This window comes from Streptomyces sp. NBC_00400 (genome assembly GCF_036048035.1).
In the GTDB taxonomy this organism is placed as follows: domain Bacteria; phylum Actinomycetota; class Actinomycetes; order Streptomycetales; family Streptomycetaceae; genus Streptomyces.
The window spans coordinates 7326067-7342561 of sequence record NZ_CP107940.1; the positions used below are offsets into that span (position 1 = coordinate 7326067).

Here is a 16495-nt window from a genome sequence, read left to right on the forward strand (position 1 = left end):
CCTGCGGACGGTCACACCACCACGACCGACCGCAGGACCTCCCCGCGCTGCATCTTCGCGAAGGCCGGTTCGATGTCGTCGAGTGTGACCGTTTCGCTGATGAACCGCTCCAGGTCGAGCTTGCCGCTCAGGAACAGGTCGATCAGCACCGGGAAGTCCCGGCTGGGCAGACAGTCGCCGTACCAGGACGACTTGAGCGCGCCGCCGCGGGAGAAGAGGTCGATCAGCGGCAGTTCGATCCGCATGTCCGGGTCGGGCACGCCGACCTGGACCAGCGTGCCGGCCAGATCGCGCATGTAGAACGCCTGCCGGTAGGTCTCCGGGCGGCCCACCGCATCGATCACCACATCGGCGCCGTGCCCGCCGGTGAGCGCGCGGACCGCCTCGACGGGGTCCGTACCGCGGGAGTTGACGGTGTCGGTGGCGCCGAACCGCTCGGCGGCGTCCAGTTTGCCCTCGTCGAGATCGACGGCGATCACCCGTCGGGCGCCGGCCCGGGAGGCGCCCGCGATCGCGGCGTTGCCGACGCCGCCGCAGCCGATGACGGCGACGGTGTCCCCGCTGCCCACCCCTCCGGTGTGTACGGCCGCGCCGTACCCGGCCATCACCCCGCAGCCGATCAGGCCCGCGGCCTCCGGGCGGGCCGAGGGATCGACCTTCACCGCCTGCCCGGCGGCGACCAAGGTCTTCTCGGCGAAGGCCCCGATGCCCAGGGCCGCCGTCAACTCCGTCCCGTCCAGCAGGGTCATCGGCCGGCCGGCGTTGCGCGAGTCGAAGCAGTACCAGGGACGGGCGCGGCGGCAGGACCGGCACTGTCCGCAGGGTGCCCGCCAGGCCAGCACCACATAGTCGCCGGGCGCCAGGTCCGTGACCCCGGCGCCGACCGCCTCGACGACCCCGGCCGCCTCGTGGCCGAGCAGGTACGGGAAGTCGTCGCCGATCGCGCCGTCGCGGTACTGCAGATCGGTGTGGCACACCCCGCAGGCCTGCACGGTCACGAGCACGTCGCCCGGACCGGGATCGGGTACGAGGATCGGCAGCACCTCGACGGGGGCGCCCTTCTTGAGGGCGACGACGGCGCGGGCTTCGTGCGGCATGTCTCACTCCTAAAACGGCGCCTGCGGGGGCGGCAGGGCGGGTAGCACGCGTGAGGTGGCACGGATGCCTGTGAGGGGTTGGAGTGGTGCGCGGTGCTGGAAACCTGGAGACCAGGAAACCCGGGACGGAGGACGGCGGTGGCGAACGGCCCACCTCTGTCACCGTGTTGCCTATAGCGCGCTGGGTTGCGCTATAGGAGACATGCTGGAAGTCGGGTCAGGATCCGTCAAGGGGGATTTTTCGCTAGGGGACACCCCCTCGGGGCAGTCGCCCCGGCAGGGTCCGGGCCCCGGCGGGCTCAACCCGGGTACCCCATCAGGCGGGACAGCTCCGCGGCTGCCTTCGCGGCCCGCTCCGCCAGCTCCGGCAGCAGCTCACGCTCCATCCGGTACGCCGGGCCCGAGACGCCGATCGCGCCGATCACCGCACCGTCGTGCGCATGGACCGGTGCCGCCACCGCGTTCAGGCCGATCTCCAACTCCTCGCTGGTGCAGGCGAATCCGTCCGCGAGCGCGGCGGCGAGCTGTGCGCGCAGACCGGCCGCCGTGGTCAGGGTGTTCTCGGTGAACCGCGGCAGCTTGCGGGTCACCAGGGTCTCCCGGCGCTCCGGCGGCAGATGCGCCAGCAGTACCTTGCCGCTGGCGGTGGCGTGCAGCGGGGTGCGGCGGCCCAGCCAGTTGTACGCGGTGACCGCGGCGGAGCCCCTGGCCTGCATGATGTTGACCGCCGCATCGCCGTCGAGCACCGCGATGTTGGCGGTCTCCCCGGTGTCCTCGGCGAGCGCGCGGCACACCGGCTGGCCCTCCTGCGAGATGTCCAGCCGGATGGCGGCGGCGCCGGCCAGCCGCAGCACCCCGGCGCCCAGGTAGTACTTCCCGCGGTCCCGCTCCTGCTCCACCAGTCCGCGGTTCTCCAGCACCCCCAGGATCCGGAACGCGGTCGATTTGTGGACGCCCAGTTCCTCGGAGATCTCGGTCACCCCGGCCTCGCCCAGCTTGGCCAGGATCTCCAGCACGCTCACCGCGCGGTCCACGGACTGGACGGATCCCGCCCCGCCGCGCCGCTCCTCGGACCGGTCGTCTGCCGTATCGGAAGTCTTCGACATGGGTCTTTGCGTCACCACCCGGTGGCCCCGCGGGCCACGTCTGAGGGCATCTGCCGGGAAGCCCTTGACGGCCCGGTCCCCGGCTTGGATTCTGTTGCGCATCGCGCTCTGCGGTGCGTTATTCAGAACACATGATACCGATCAGCGAGAGGGGGGCCAGATGATTCCCGTCTGCCGCATCGAGGACCTGCCCGAGGGCGAGTCCGTACGGATCGAGATCGACGACCTCACACCGGCCATCGCGGTCTTTCATGCCGAGGGCGGCTACTACGCCGTCGACGACACCTGCAGCCATCAGGACGCCTCGCTCTCCGAGGGCTGGGTCGAGGGCTGCTTCGTCGAATGCCCGCTGCACGCGGCCCTGTTCGACCTGCGTACCGGTGCGCCGACCTGTCTGCCGGCCCGCCGGCCGGTGCACACCCACGAGGTCAGTGTCCTGGACGGCATGATTCATGTCCGGCCCGCCGTGAGGGAAGAGGCGGTGGCGTAAGGACCCGGCCGCTCAGGCGGCCGCCCGGTCGATCCGCGACGGGCCCTCCCGTGAGGCCCGGCGCTGCCGACGGCGTGCCCTGCGCCGCTCGCGGCGCAGCTCCCGGGCCGTACTGCTCGGCTGCGACTGCACCCCGTTGCGCTGCACCCACACCTGGCGGGTCACCCAGACGTCCAGCACCGCCCAGGTGGCGACCACGGTGCTGGCGACCGTGCTGAGCACCGCGGGGAACGCGAACCAGGAGCCCGCGAGGGTGCACAGAAAGGCCACCATCGCCTGGATCAGGGTGAGCGCCACGATGATCACGGCACGCACCGCGGCGGTACGCACCGGATCCGCCATCCGGCGCCGGACCGCCGGTTCCTCCTGCCACAACGGCTGTCTGCCGGTGTCCATGAACGCGTCACTCTCCCCGCACTCTCCCCGCGTGTCCGACTCCTCAGTGGCTGCCCGGATTTCGCCGGGTATATGCCCTTGGTGTCGCACCCCGTCCCTCCTCATCGTCACGTACCGGAGCCGCGCAGAGTTACCCGGGGTAGAGCAAAACCGGCCAACCGTCCGGCATGGTGCCGCAGGGTACGGAGGCGGTCCGGGGTGTGAACGCGGGCGGGTTGTCCGGGAATCGGTGGACAACGGACCGCGATCTTGCTCCGGTTGCTTCCCGACGGCAGGAGAGGTCTTCGGGTTGGTCCCCCGACAGTAGTAGGCTCGCGCCGTTTGTTGACGGAACACCACCCCCGTGCGCCGGGGTTGACGTAGGGGAGGCCATGCGCTTTCGCGGGAAGTCGGTCCGCCGGAAGATCGTGGCGTTGCTGCTCGTACCACTGGTGTCCCTGACGGCCTTGTGGGCGTTCACGACCTATATCACCGGGCGCGAGGCGAACCAGCTGCTGGACGTCGGCAACATCGTGAAGAACCTGGGCTATCCGGTCGAGGACGTCATCCAGGCCCTCCAGCGGGAGCGCCGGCAGAGCCTCCTGTACCTCGCCGACCGGCGCGGCGCCAACGCGCTCGACGAGCTCCACCGGCAGACCCGGGCCACCGACGACGCGGTCACCCAGCTGCGCGCCGACATCGACCTGCGCGACATCCATGAGGACCTGAGCGCCGGCAACGCCGACCGGATGAACGGCGTCCTCAAGGGCCTGGGCACCCTCGGCGCACTGCGGGCCCAGGTCGAGCACAACACCGTCTCCCGCGACGAGGCCATGGAGAGCTACAACTCCCTCGTCGACCCCGGCTATGACTTCCTCGCCGCGCTCCACGCCCTGGAGAACGTGGAGATGGACAAGCAGGCCCGGGTGCTGGTCAACCTCACCCGGGCCCGGGAGGCGGTCTCCCGCGAGGACGCCCTGATGTCCGCGGTGTTCCTCTCCGGCAGCATGAGCAAGCGCGATCTGCGCGCGCTGTCCGACCGGGTCGCCGAACGCCGGGTCCTCTACAGCACCGGCCTGCCCGGTCTCCCCGCCAAGGACCGCGGTCTCTTCGAGGACTACTGGCGCTCCGCGAAGGCCCGCGAGCTGACCTCGTACGAGGACCGGGTGATCGCGGCCGGCGCACAGGACGGACCGCGTGCGGTCAACGCCGAGCGCTGGAACACCACGGCGGGCAAGGTGCTCGGCGACCTCCAGCGGATGGACAAGGACGCCGGGGACCGCTACCAGGAGCGCGTCGCCCCCGTCGCCATGAACGTCCTGCTCAAGGCCGCCATCGCCGGCGTCCTCGGCTTTGTCGCGCTGCTGGTCTCGGTCGTCGTCTCGTTCCGGATCGGCCGCCGGCACGTCCGGGACCTGATCCGGCTGCGCAAGGCCGCACATGACGTCTCCGGGGTGCGGCTGCCCAGCGTCATGCGCCGGCTGGCGGCCGGCGAACAGGTCGATGTGGAGACCGAGGCGCCCCGGCTCGCCTTCGGACCGGACGAAACCGGCCAGGTCGGGCAGGCGCTCCACACCCTCCAGCGGGCCGCGATCGAGGCCGCCGTCAAACAGGCCGAAATGCGCCGCGGCGTCTCCGAGGTGTTCGTCAACCTCGCCCGCCGCAGCCAGGTCCTGCTGCACCGTCAGCTGACCCTGCTCGACGCCATGGAACGGCGCACCGAGGACACCGACGAACTCGCCGACCTCTTCCGGATCGACCATCTGACCACCCGTATGCGACGGCACGCGGAGGGCCTGGTCATCCTCTCCGGTGCGGTGGCTTCCCGGCAGTGGCGCAAACCGGTCCAGCTGATGGACGTGGTGCGCGCGGCGGTCGCCGAGGTGGAGGACTACGAGCGGATCGAGGTGCGCCGGCTGCCGCGGCTCGCGGTGGAGGGCCCCGCGGTATCGGACCTCACGCACCTGATCGCCGAACTCCTGGAGAACGCCACGGTCTTCTCCCCGCCGCACACCGCCGTACAGGTCCTGGGCGAGCGGGTCGCCAACGGCTACACCCTGGAGATCCACGACCGCGGGCTGGGCATGGCCCCCGACCTGCTGCTGGAGGCCAACCTCCGGCTCGCCGAGACCCCCGAGTTCGAACTGTCCGACACCGACCGGCTCGGCCTGTTCGTGGTCAGCCGGCTCGCCCAGCGGCAGGATGTACGGGTCTCCCTGCAGCCCTCGCCGTACGGCGGCACCACCGCCGTGGTCTTCATCCCGGCAAGGCTCCTCACCGACGCCGCTGTCGGTGGCCGGGAGGACGACGGCCCGGCGCAGGACGGACTGCCCGGCGGCCCCGTCGGCAATGAACTGGAGCATGCGGCGGGCAAGCTGGCCGCACTCTCCCAGGCACAGCAACCGCACCGGCGGGAGCGGCGCACCCCGTCCGTCATCGACGGACCGGTCGAACTCGAGGCGCCGCTCGGCCCGGACGAGCCGGTCCCCGCCGACGACGAGAACGCGCCCTTGCGGAAGCGGATCCGTGGCGACGGCCGGAAGAAGCCCGCGATCCCGGGCGGCCCGGACGCCGCACCGCGCGGCATCGCACCGGTGCCGCCCGTCCCCGACGGTGAACAGCATCAGCAGACCCAGGACCAGGCGCCCGGCGGGCTGGCACCGCTGCCGCGCCGGCCCCGCCCGCCGGTGCTGGTCTCCGACCACGGCAGAACGGTCGACGACCGTGACGGGAACGGGAACGGGAACCGTGACGGGGACAGGAACGGGAACCGTGACGGGGACGGGAAACGGGCGGCGGAACGCCCCGGCCCCGGGCGCCAGGACCCGGCCGCGGACGGAGCCCGGACCGCCGGGGACCGGGAGACGCCCGCGCCCACCACGGCCCAGGGCCTGCCCCGCCGGGTACGGCAGGCGAGCCTCGCGCCCCAGCTCAAGACCGATCCCACCGGGCAGACCGAAGCGCAGGGGCGGCGGGCGGCGGACGCGGACGACCGCGACGCGGAGGCGGTCCGCGCCCGGATGGCCTCGCTCCAGCGCGGCTGGCAGCGCGGCCGCCGCGACAACGGCGAGGACCCGCGCGCGACCGGAACGCCACCGGGCGAGAACCCGCCGGCCGCCGGCACGGCGCCTGCCGGCAGCACGCTCCCGGACGCCACCGGTCCGGACGCCACCGGCCCGGACACCACCGGTCCCGACACCCTCGGTCCGGACACCACCGACCCGGGCGTCACCGGTCCGGTCACCACAGACCCGGACACCACAGACCCGGGCGTCCGTGACACAGCCACGCACCACGGCAACGGCACGGGCACCACAGCACCACCAGGAACCACATCGGGAGGGGACGGTCCATGACCGCACCGAAGGCAGCAGCTTCCACCGCACCGGTCTTTGAGAGGGGATCCGGGGAGCTGAACTGGCTCCTGGACGAGTTGGTCGAGCGGGTGGGCTCCATCCGCAAGGCCCTGGTCCTCTCCAGCGACGGCCTGGCCACCGGGGCCTCGAAGGATCTGACCCGCGAGGACGGCGAGCATCTGGCCGCGGTCGCCTCGGGCTTCCACAGCCTGGCCAAGGGCGTCGGCCGGCACTTCGACGCGGGCCACGTCCGGCAGACCATGGTCGAACTGGACGAGGCCTTCCTGTTCGTCAGCGCGGCCGGCGACGGCAGTTGCCTTGCCGTACTGGCCGACGCCGACTCCGATGTCGGGCTGATCGCATACGAGATGACGCTGCTGGTCAAGCGTGTCGGCACGCACCTGGGCACCGCGCCCCGGTCCGGCCTTTCCACCTGAGCACGACGACGGTGACGCCATGAGCGAGCGCGGCGAGCGAAGAAGCGAGAGGTGCGCGCCGCGCGAATGCGAGGCCGAGCGAAGCGAGGTTTCGGCATGAGCGAGCAGGACGGCCGGCCGGCCCGGGACCGGGAGGCGGCCCGCTGGTTCGACGACGACGCGGGCCCGGTCGTCCGGCCGTACGCCATGACGCGCGGGCGCACCCGTACGGCTGCGGAGGGGCGCCTCGATCTGATCGCGCTGGTGATCGCCGAGAGCCGGGCGCAGGAGACGGTCGACGACCAGACCCTGTCGCCCGAGCACGTCGAGATCGTCGAGCGGTGCCGGGAGGAGCCCCTGTCGGTCGCCGAGCTGGCGGCCGAACTCGACCTGCCGGTCGGCGTCGTACGGGTCCTGATCGGGGATCTGCTGGATGCCGAGCTGGTCCATGTCAGCCGGCCGGTGCCGCCGGCCGAGCTGCCGGACGAGAAGGTGCTGCGCGAGGTCATCGACGGCCTGCGCGCACTGTGACCCGCCGGGCCCGGCGGCCGCCGTCGCCTCGGCGCCGGTCCGCCGGCCCCGGGAGGGGTGGCCGCCGCGGCGAGTGGCCCGGGTACGGTGCCTGTTGAGCACTTGTCAACAGGAGGAGATCCGCCGCCATGGCCACGGACGCGACCCCGGCACCCGTTGAACACCTGGAGATCCAGGCCGGCCCGCACACCTACGACGCTCTGGCCTGCGGCCCCGCCGACGGTGCGCTCGTCCTGTTGCTGCACGGCTGGCCCGAGTTCGCCGACTCCTGGAGCGCCGTGCTCCCCGCCCTCGGCGCGGCCGGCTACCGCGCCGTCGCCGTCGACCAGCGCGGCTACTCCCCGCGCGCCCGCCCGCCCCGGATCGCCGACTACGCCGTCCCCGAACTCGTCGCCGACGCCCTCGCCTTCGCGGAATCCCAGGGCGCGGACCGCTTCCACCTCGTCTCGCACGACTGGGGCGGCATGGTCGCCTGGGCGCTGGCCGGCGCCCACCCCGAGCGGCTGAAATCCCTGACCGTACTGGCCACCCCGCACCCCGACGCGCTCAACCGGGCCGCCGCCGAGGACCCCGGCCAGCACCACCGCCTCGACTACGTCCGCTTCTTCCGCCGTGACGACGGCGCCGCGGAGACCGCGCTGCTCGCCGACGACGCCGCCCGGCTGCGCGCCGCCTACGCCGGCAAGGTGCCCGCCGCCCTCGTGGACGGCAATGTCCGAAGGCTCTCCGCCCCGGGCGCGCTCACCGCCACGCTGAACTGGTACCGCGCCCCGGAGTCGGTCATCTCGGTGCCCGCGGGCCGGATCACCGTCCCCACCCTCTTCCTGTGGGGCAGCGAGGACACCGCCCTGGGCCGCGGCGCCGCCGAGTCCACGGGGGAGTGGGTGGACGGCCCCTACCGCTTCGAGGCCCTGGAGGGCGCCAGCCACTGGCTGCCCGAAGAGGTCCCCGACGTGGTCACACCCAAGATCCTCGACCACCTCGGGCAGTACGCCTGAAGGCCGGGGCGGGGCCGGGGCGCTGTCCGGGGCAGCTTGGCGGCCTCTGCCCCCCCGGTGCCCCCCGGCGACCCCCGGCGTGACGCATCTCAAGTGGGCGCCGTGCCGAGCACGTTGTACCGTTCCCTTGCGCCTGCTGCCCCGTGCACCGTCGCTCGGGTGACAAGCGTGAGCTCCACCCGTATACACGGCAATTCAGGAGAAGAATCCCATGGCCTTCGGGCGATCCGATCGCCGCCGACGGTCCGCCGCCGTCGAGCCGGTGACGCTCAAGATCCTGGTCGCGGGCGGATTCGGGGTCGGTAAGACCACCCTGGTCGGTGCCGTCAGCGAGATCAAACCACTGCGTACCGAGGAGCGGCTGACCGAGGCAGGGCGGCCGCTCGACGACCTCGACGGGGTGGAGAGCAAGACCACCACCACGGTCGCCATGGACTTCGGGCGGATCACCGTCCACGACAAACTGGTCCTGTACCTCTTCGGCACCCCGGGGCAGGACCGCTTCTGGTTCCTGTGGGACGAACTCGCCCGGGGCGCGCTCGGTGCGGTGGTGCTGGCGGACACCCGGCGGCTGGCGGACAGCTTCGCCGCCATCGACTACTTCGAGCGGCGCGGACTGCCCTTCACGGTCGCCGTCAACTGCTTCGACGGCGCCGACCGCTACCCGCCGGAATCCGTACGCGACGCCCTGGACCTCGACCCCCAGGTGCCGGTGATGCTGTGTGATGCCCGCCTCAAGGACTCCGCGCGGGATGTGCTGATCTCCGTCGTCGAGCATGCCAGGGAGGCCGGCGCCCGCCGCCGGGAGCCCGCGCTCCCCTGACGGGCTCCCTGACGGGCTCCCTGGCGGGGCGCGGAAGTACGGCCCGTACCCCGCCGTCCGGGGTACGGGCCGTACGTCTGCGTGCTGCCGGCGCTGTTACCCCGCCGAGCCGTCCCCGGCCAGCCAGCCGAAGCTGCGCTCCACGGCCCGGCGCCAGTTGGCGAACTCGCGCTCGCGGGTCTGCGTGTCCATCCGCGGTGTCCACTGCGTGTCCCGCTTCCAGTGGGTCCGCAGCTCGTCGAGATCCTGCCAGACACCGGTCGCCAGACCGGCCGCGTACGCCGCTCCCAGACAGGTGGTCTCCGAGATCACCGGCCGGATCACCGGTACGTCCAGCACATCCGCCTGATGCTGCATCAGCAGATGGTTGGCGGTCATGCCCCCGTCGACCTTGAGCTGGGTGATCTGCACACCCGAATCCTGGAACATGGCGTCCACCACCTCCCGGGTCTGCCAGCTGGTCGCCTCCAGTACGGCGCGCGCCAGATGCGCCTTGGTGACGAACCCGGTCAGACCGGTGATCACGCCGCGTGCGTCGGAGCGCCAGTAGGGCGCGAACAGACCGGAGAACGCCGGTACGACATACGCCCCGCCGTTGTCCGGGACGCTCGCCGCCAGCGGCTCGATCTCCTCGGCCGACGCGATGATGCCCAGCTGGTCGCGGAACCACTGCACCAGCGAGCCGGTGACGGCGATGGACCCCTCCAGACAGTAGACCGGCGGCTCGCCGGCGAGCTGGTAGCCCATCGTCGTCAGCAGCCCGTTCTTGGACGGGACCGGGCGGTTTCCGGTGTTCAGCAGCAGGAACGAGCCGGTGCCGTAGGTGTTCTTGGCCTCGCCGACGCCGTAGCAGGTCTGGCCGAAGACGGCCGCCTGCTGGTCGCCGAGGGCGGACGCCACCGGCACGCCGTGCAGCTGCCCCACGGCCGTGCCGTACACCTCGGCCGACGACCTGATCTCCGGCAGCATCGCGGCCGGCACATTCATTGCCGACAGGATCGCCGGATCCCACTGGAGGGTGGCGAGGTTCATCAGCATCGTGCGGCCCGCGTTGGTCACATCGGTGACATGCACCCCGCCGTCGGTGCCGCCGGTCAGATTCCAGATCAGCCAGGAGTCGATGGTGCCGAACGCGATCTCGCCGCGCTCGGCACGGGCCCGCAGCCCCGGCACCTCGTCCAGCAGCCAGGCGGCCTTCGGCCCGGAGAAGTAGCTGGCCAACGGGAGCCCGGTGGCCTCACGGAAACGGTCCTGGCCGTCCGCGCCGCCCAGTTCCGCGCACAGCTGGGCGGTACGGGTGTCCTGCCAGACGATCGCGTGGTGCACCGGCCTGCCGGTGACCCGGTCCCACAGGACCGTGGTCTCCCGCTGGTTGGTGATGCCCAGCGCGCTGAGCTGGTCCGCGCGCAGCCCCGCCCCGGCCAGCGCGCCCGCCACCACGGCCTGCACCTTCGACCAGATCTCGGTGGCATCGTGCTCCACCCAGCCCGGCCTGGGGAAGATCTGCCGGTGCTCGCGCTGGTCGACGGCGACGATCGCCCCGCCGTGGTCGAAGATGATGCAGCGGCTGGAGGTGGTGCCCTGGTCGATCGCGGCTACATACTTCTCGGTCTTCGCGGTTCGCTCCGTCATGCCGTCACGCCTCCTGAAGTCCTGGTGAGTGGGTGCAGCGGGGCCCTGGGCGCCGGGCCCGGGCAACGGGCCGCCCGGGCGGACACGCCCCGGCCGGGGTCAGAACGCCGCGTGGTAGACCAGGCCGGACAGCACCGCGCCGATCAGCGGCCCGGCCACCGGGATCCAGGAGTAACTCCAGTCCGAGGAACCCTTGTTGGGGATCGGCAGCAGCGCGTGCACCAGACGCGGCCCGAGGTCACGGGCGGGGTTGATGGCGTAGCCGGTGGGCCCGCCCAGCGACAGCCCGATCCCGACGACCAGCAGGGCGACCAGCAGCACATTGATCCCGGAGCCGTAGACGCCCACCTGCCCGCCGGGAACCTGGCCGATGCCGATGCCCGGGTTCCGGCCGAAGAACAGCAGCGGCAGCACCAGACCGATGGTGGCGATGATCTCGGTGACGAGGTTGGCGGCCGGCTTGCGGATCTCCGGGCCGGTGGAGAAGATCCCCAGCGTCGGCTGGGCCTTGTCCCGATCCGCGTTGGCGGCGAACTGCGCGTAGTACAGCGCCCAGGCCAGTACGGCCCCGATCGCCGCACCGGCCATCTGGGCCAGGATGTACAGCGGCACCTTCGACCACTCGGTGCCGCCCGCGACCGCCGAGCCGAGCGTCACCGCGGGGTTGAGATGCCCGCCGGACAGCGGCGCCGCGGTGTAGGCGCCGGCCAGCACGCCCATGCCCCAGCCGAAAGCGATCACGACCCAGCCGGCGTCCTTCGCCTTGGAGTGGTGCAGGGTGACGCCGGCGCACACACCGGCCCCGAAGAGTATGAGTATCGCGGTGCCGATCACTTCACCGACGATGATGTCCCCATTGGAATACATGGCGGCTCCTTGGCCCTCGCCCGGGGACGTCCCCCGGTCCTCCGTGCAGGGTGCGTGCCACCGGCGGGCAGCGGACGACCGCTGCCACCGGCCGGGGTGCCTGAGTGCGGCGATGCCGACTGGCATCCGGAAGTGTTCACCGGTGATGAGGGGGCGTCAAGGTCGCGCACCGCGGCGGCTGCCGTCGGCAGCCGACGGGTGGAGTGGGGGCGCGCGTCCGTCATCCAAGGGTCCTCGCGCCACGCGCGTCCACCACGGTCACGGCTCCCCGCACCACCACGTCACCGCACCGCGACCACCGCCGACCCGTGCCCGAACAGCCCTTGGTTGGCGCTCACCCCCACCCGGGCATCCGCCACCTGCCGCGCGCCCGCCTGCCCCCGCAACTGCCAGGTCAGCTCGCAGACCTGGGCGATGGCCTGGGCCGGTACGGCTTCCCCGAAGGAGGCCAGACCGCCGCTGGCATTCACCGGCAGCCGCCCGCCCAGCGCCGTCACCCCGTCCCGCAACAGCTTGGCCGCCTCACCCGCGCCGCACAGCCCCAGGTCCTCGTACCACTCCAACTCCAGCGCGGTGGACAGGTCGTAGACCTCGGCCAGGGACAGTTCCCCGGGTCCGATCCCGGCCTCCTCGTAGGCGGTGTGCGCGACCGACGCCCGGAAGCCGGTCTCCGGTTCCGGAACGGCGGCCGCGGAATCGGTGGCGATTTCCGGCAGATCCAGTACGGTCCGCGGATACCGCGGGGTGGCGGTGGAGACCGCGCGGATCCGTACCGGATCCGTGACGCCATGCCGGCGGGCGAAGTCCATGCTGGTCAGGACCAGTGCCGCGGCGCCGTCGGAGGTGGCACAGATGTCCAGCAGCCGCAGCGGATCGCAGACCACGGCCGACGCGGCGACCTCCCGCGCGGTGACCTGCTTGCGGTAGCGGGCGTACGGATTGGCCGCGCCCGCCGCCGAGTTCTTGACCTTCACCTGCGCGAAGTCGTCGGTCGTCTCGCCGTACAGCGCCATCCGGCGGCGCGCGTACAGCCCGAAGTACGCCGGGTTGGTGGCGCCCAGCACCCGGAACCGCAGCCAGTCGGGATCGTCGGGCCGGTCGCCGCCCGCCGGGGTGAAGAAGCCCTTGGGCGCGGCGTCGGCGCCCACCACCAGGGCCACCTCCGCCATCCCCGAGAGGATCTGTGCCCGCGCGGCGCCGATGGCCTGCGCGCCGGATGCACAGGCGGCATAGACGCTGGTCACCCGGGCGCCCTGCCAGCCCAGCGCCTTGGCGAAGGTCGCGCCCGCCACATAACCGGGATAGCCGCCGCGTACCGTGTCGGCGCCGACGATGCTCTGCACGGCGCGCCAGTCGAGCCCGGCGTCCGCAAGCGCCTCCCTGGCCGCCTTCGTGCCGTACTCGACGAAGCTGCGCCCCCACTTCCCCCAGGGGTGCATACCGGCGCCCAGTACGGCCACGTCGCCGGGCGTGGCCAGGTCGCCGGCTACGGCCAGGTGTAGAGATGCGGTTTCCGCCCGCGGGCCGGCGCTCGCGGCATCCTCGGCACCGGCCACCGCCCCCGCGGCATCGGCCACGCCCTCCGCCGGATCCGTCACAGCCTCCGCGCCCTCCGTCACGGCCCCTTGACCCGGCCCGCACGGCCGCCAATGCCACGTCGTCCGGACGTCCCCGTCGTCCCCGTCGTCGCCCACGTCCGCGGCGACGGTCCCGGGAACCAGCTCGACCTCCGTGCCCACGCCGAGATCCGCGGCGCGGACGCCGGGCGCAGCCTGCCCGAGGACCACCATCCGTTCCTCCGCCAGCTCCACGGCGACCAAGGCGTACGGCCGCCACTCGGCCTCCGGATCGGAGACGTAAGGCGAGGGCGGACGGTAGCGCGCGTCGGTGTAGGACCAGACCGTGCCGCGCCGGGACAGCGGCACCTCCACCAGCTCGTCACTCCCGCACGCGGGGTTGCGGCAGAAGGTGTCCTCGCGGGGGAAGAACACCGCACCACAGGCCCGGCAGCGCGTCCCCAGCAGCCGGAAGTGCGCCGCGTCCTGATCGAACCACCCCGGCACCACCGGCTTCCGTGTCTGTGCCACAGACCCTCCCCGACCGCAGACCGACCACAACGGAGCACAACGGAACTGACCGAACGCAATGGAACTGATGGAACGGTTGGAACTCTTGGAACGGTTGGAACTCTTGGAACTCAAGAACTGACGGAACGTCAGGAGTGTGCCACGCTGCCGCCCCGCACGGAACCCCGGTACAGTCGCCGGGCGATCAAGCCGTTCACGAGGGGGAGCGCCCGTGACCGAAGCCGCCCGTACCGACGCCCGTCCCGCCCCCACGGCAGCTGCGACGCCCGCCGTACGGCTCACTGCCGTCACCAAGCAATTCGGTGCGCTGCGTGCCGTCGACGGCGCCGAGCTGACCATCGGGGAAGGCGAGTTCTTCTCCCTCCTCGGCCCCTCCGGCTCGGGCAAGACCACCCTGCTGCGCCTGATCGCCGGCTTCGAACGGCCCGCCTCGGGCCGCATCGAACTCGCCGGGAGCGATGTCACCGCACTTCCGCCCAGCCGCCGCGACGTCCACACCGTCTTCCAGGACTACGCGCTCTTCCCCCATATGACCGTCGAGCAGAACGTCGCCTACGCGCTCACCGTCGCCGGGGTGCGCAAATCCGAACGCCTCGCCCGCGCCCGTGCGGCCCTGCGCACCGTACGCCTCGACGGCCACGGCGCGCGCCGGCCCGACCGGCTCTCCGGCGGCCAGCGCCAGCGCGTCGCCCTGGCCCGCGTCCTGATCGACGACCCCGGGCTGCTGCTGCTCGACGAACCCCTCGGCGCGCTCGACCTCCAGCTGCGGCAGGAGATGCAGCGCGAACTCCAGCGCATCCAGCGCGCCACCGGCGTCACCTTCCTCCTCGTCACCCACGACCAGGAGGAGGCGCTGACGCTCAGCGACCGCATTGCCGTCCTCGACCACGGCCGTATCGTGCAGACCGGCTCGCCGCTGGAGATCTACGACCGCCCGGCCACCGCGTTCGTCGCGGGCTTCATCGGTACCACCAATCTGCTGCGTGACCAGGCCGCGGTCCGTGTGATCGGCGCCCCGGGCACGTACAGTCTCCGCCCCGAGCGGATCCGGATCGTCGCTCCGGACGGCCCGAACGGCGGCCCGGGCGGCGCCCCGGCACCGGGGGAGCGGTGTGTGCCCGGCAGGGTCACCGAGATCGCGCACGTCGGTGCCCACACGCGCGTGGTGGTCCGACTCGACGCAGGCGACGACCAGCTCACCGCCGTGCGGCTGAACTCCACGGACCTGCCGGACGCCGCCCGTCCTGGCGCCGCAGTCCATCTGCTGTGGAACGCCGCCGACGCCCTTCCGGTGCCGGGCTGAGGCCGGTGCCGGGCTGAGGCCGGTGTCCGGCTGGGGCCGGTGCCCAGGTGAGGCAGATTCCCCAGCTCAGGCCGCTTGTCCCGCCGGGGCCGGTGCCCGCCTGAGGGATCGTCGTACAACGCACCGGGGCGCATCCCGGTTCCCGACGCGCTCTGGTGGCAGACGGTCAGCTTCCGGATACTGGCGGGGCTCGACAGCCGTGTGCGACAGCGGGAGTTCACCATGCGTAACGCGAATCCGTGGAAGGCCGCAGTGGCGGCCGGGGTCCTGGCGCTGGCCGTCGCCTGCGGCTCCGGCGACGGCGGAACGCAGGGCGGGGGAGCCGCCGAACAGCAGACCGTCGGCAAGGGTGAGGGCCGGGTCGACATCATCGCCTGGGCCGGATATGCCGAGGACGGCTCCAACGACCCCAAGGCCGACTGGGTGCACCCCTTCGAGAAGCAGACCGGCTGCAAGGTCAACACCAAGACCGCCGGGACCTCCGACGAGATGGTCTCGCTGATGAAGACCGGCCAGTACGACACCGTGTCCGCGTCCGGCGACGCCACGCTGCGGCTGATCGCCGCCGGGGACGTGGCGCCCGTCAACACCCGTCTGGTGCCGAACTACCGCGACATCTTCAGCGGCCTGAAGATGCGCCCGTTCAACTCCAAGGACGGGAAGATGTACGGCATCCCGCACGGCCGCGGCGCCAATCTGCTGATGTACCGCACCGACAAGGTCTCCCCGGCCCCCGACTCCTGGAAGGCCGTCTTCGACGGCGCGGCGAAGTATGCGGGCAAGGTCACCGCCTACGACTCGCCCATCTACATCGCCGACGCCGCCCTCTACCTGATGAAGACCCGTCCCGCACTCGGCATCAAGGACCCGTACGCCCTGGACCGTACCCAACTCGACGCCGCCGTGGCCCTGTTGAAGAAGCAGCGGCAGCAGATCGGCGAATACTGGAGCGACTACCAGAAGGAAGTCACCGCCTTCAAGGGCGGCGACAGCGTCCTCGGCACCACCTGGCAGGTCATCGCCAACACCGCCGCCGCGGAAAAGGCCCCCGTCAAGGCGGTCCTCCCCAAGGAGGGGGCCACCGGCTGGTCCGACACCTGGATGGTTTCCGCCAAGGCCGCCCACCCCAACTGCGCCTACAAGTGGCTCAACTGGATCGTCTCCCCGAAGGTGAACGCCCAGGTCGCCGAGTACTTCGGCGAGGCGCCCGCCAACGCCAAGGCCTGCAAGGAAACCGCCGACCCTCGTCACTGCGCCGTCTACCACGCCGATGACGAGGCCTACTACCGCCGCATCCACTTCTGGACCACCCCCGTCCCGCAGTGCCTCGACGGCCGCAGGAACGTCACGTGCACCGACTACGCGGAGTGGACCCGTGCCTGGACGGAGATCAAGGGCTGAGCGCGGGCGCCCG

At 71.9% G+C, this 16495-nt stretch carries 14 protein-coding genes and 1 pseudogene; 8 read left to right on the top strand and 7 right to left on the bottom strand.

The features are described from left to right. Positions 1-11: 11 nt before the first annotated feature. On the bottom strand, positions 12-1097 hold the full coding sequence (locus OHS81_RS32170; RefSeq protein ID WP_328389091.1) for an S-(hydroxymethyl)mycothiol dehydrogenase: 1086 nt from the start codon (positions 1095-1097) through the stop codon (positions 12-14). A gap of 299 nt (positions 1098-1396) precedes the next feature. After that, positions 1397-2203, bottom strand: coding sequence for an IclR family transcriptional regulator (locus OHS81_RS32175; RefSeq protein ID WP_328389093.1), 807 nt, complete (start codon positions 2201-2203; stop codon positions 1397-1399). 160 nt (positions 2204-2363) lie between these two features. Here OHS81_RS32175 and OHS81_RS32180 point away from each other — a divergent pair, with 160 nt between their 5' ends. Continuing rightward, complete coding sequence (locus OHS81_RS32180) at positions 2364-2693, top strand: bifunctional 3-phenylpropionate/cinnamic acid dioxygenase ferredoxin subunit (protein WP_328389095.1); 330 nt, start codon at positions 2364-2366, stop codon at positions 2691-2693. Positions 2694-2705: 12 nt separating this feature from the next. On the opposite strand, the gene OHS81_RS32185 is transcribed toward OHS81_RS32180, so the two are convergent. Then, positions 2706-3089, bottom strand: coding sequence for a hypothetical protein (locus OHS81_RS32185; RefSeq protein WP_328389097.1), 384 nt, complete (start codon positions 3087-3089; stop codon positions 2706-2708). Between the two features lie 371 nt (positions 3090-3460). On the opposite strand from OHS81_RS32185, the gene OHS81_RS32190 reads away from it, so the two are divergent. From OHS81_RS32190 to OHS81_RS32210, 5 genes are all read left to right on the top strand, one after another. Beyond that, complete coding sequence (locus OHS81_RS32190; protein WP_328389099.1) at positions 3461-6424, top strand: sensor histidine kinase; 2964 nt, start codon at positions 3461-3463, stop codon at positions 6422-6424. Further along, a complete protein-coding gene (locus OHS81_RS32195; protein ID WP_328389101.1) occupies positions 6421-6861 on the top strand; it encodes a roadblock/LC7 domain-containing protein in 441 nt (146 codons plus the stop codon). Before OHS81_RS32190 ends, OHS81_RS32195 begins: the two co-directional genes overlap by 4 nt. A gap of 96 nt (positions 6862-6957) precedes the next feature. Continuing rightward, positions 6958-7371 (top strand): DUF742 domain-containing protein, encoded by a 414-nt coding sequence (locus tag OHS81_RS32200; RefSeq protein ID WP_088796487.1) that lies wholly within the window; start codon positions 6958-6960, stop codon positions 7369-7371. 128 nt (positions 7372-7499) lie between these two features. After that, on the top strand, positions 7500-8369 hold the full coding sequence (locus tag OHS81_RS32205; protein ID WP_328389104.1) for an alpha/beta fold hydrolase: 870 nt from the start codon (positions 7500-7502) through the stop codon (positions 8367-8369). Positions 8370-8580: 211 nt separating this feature from the next. Further along, the gene (locus OHS81_RS32210) at positions 8581-9192 is read left to right on the top strand and encodes a GTP-binding protein (RefSeq protein ID WP_328389106.1); all 612 of its coding nucleotides are present in this window, start codon (positions 8581-8583) and stop codon (positions 9190-9192) included. A 96-nt stretch (positions 9193-9288) separates the two neighbouring features. On the opposite strand, the gene glpK is transcribed toward OHS81_RS32210, so the two are convergent. From glpK to OHS81_RS32230, 4 genes and pseudogenes are all read right to left on the bottom strand, one after another. Next, positions 9289-10824 carry a glycerol kinase GlpK gene (glpK, locus tag OHS81_RS32215; protein ID WP_328389108.1) on the bottom strand — a complete coding sequence of 512 codons (1536 nt, stop codon included), beginning with the start codon at positions 10822-10824 and terminating at the stop codon, positions 9289-9291. 99 nt (positions 10825-10923) lie between these two features. Next, positions 10924-11691, bottom strand: a complete 768-nt coding sequence (locus OHS81_RS32220; protein WP_328389110.1) for an MIP/aquaporin family protein — start codon at positions 11689-11691, stop codon at positions 10924-10926. A 281-nt stretch (positions 11692-11972) separates the two neighbouring features. After that, entirely contained in the window at positions 11973-13169 is a 1197-nt protein-coding gene (locus OHS81_RS32225) for a lipid-transfer protein (protein WP_328391565.1), read from the bottom strand. Positions 13170-13319: 150 nt separating this feature from the next. After that, positions 13320-13778: pseudogene (locus tag OHS81_RS32230) on the bottom strand (Zn-ribbon domain-containing OB-fold protein); the annotation flags it as partial. Between the two features lie 211 nt (positions 13779-13989). Here OHS81_RS32230 and OHS81_RS32235 point away from each other — a divergent pair. Together OHS81_RS32235 and OHS81_RS32240 are read left to right on the top strand one after the other, a co-directional pair. Further along, positions 13990-15081 (top strand): ABC transporter ATP-binding protein, encoded by a 1092-nt coding sequence (locus OHS81_RS32235; protein ID WP_328389112.1) that lies wholly within the window; start codon positions 13990-13992, stop codon positions 15079-15081. 222 nt (positions 15082-15303) lie between these two features. Further along, on the top strand, positions 15304-16482 hold the full coding sequence (locus OHS81_RS32240; RefSeq protein WP_328389114.1) for an ABC transporter substrate-binding protein: 1179 nt from the start codon (positions 15304-15306) through the stop codon (positions 16480-16482). Positions 16483-16495: the final 13 nt, after the last annotated feature.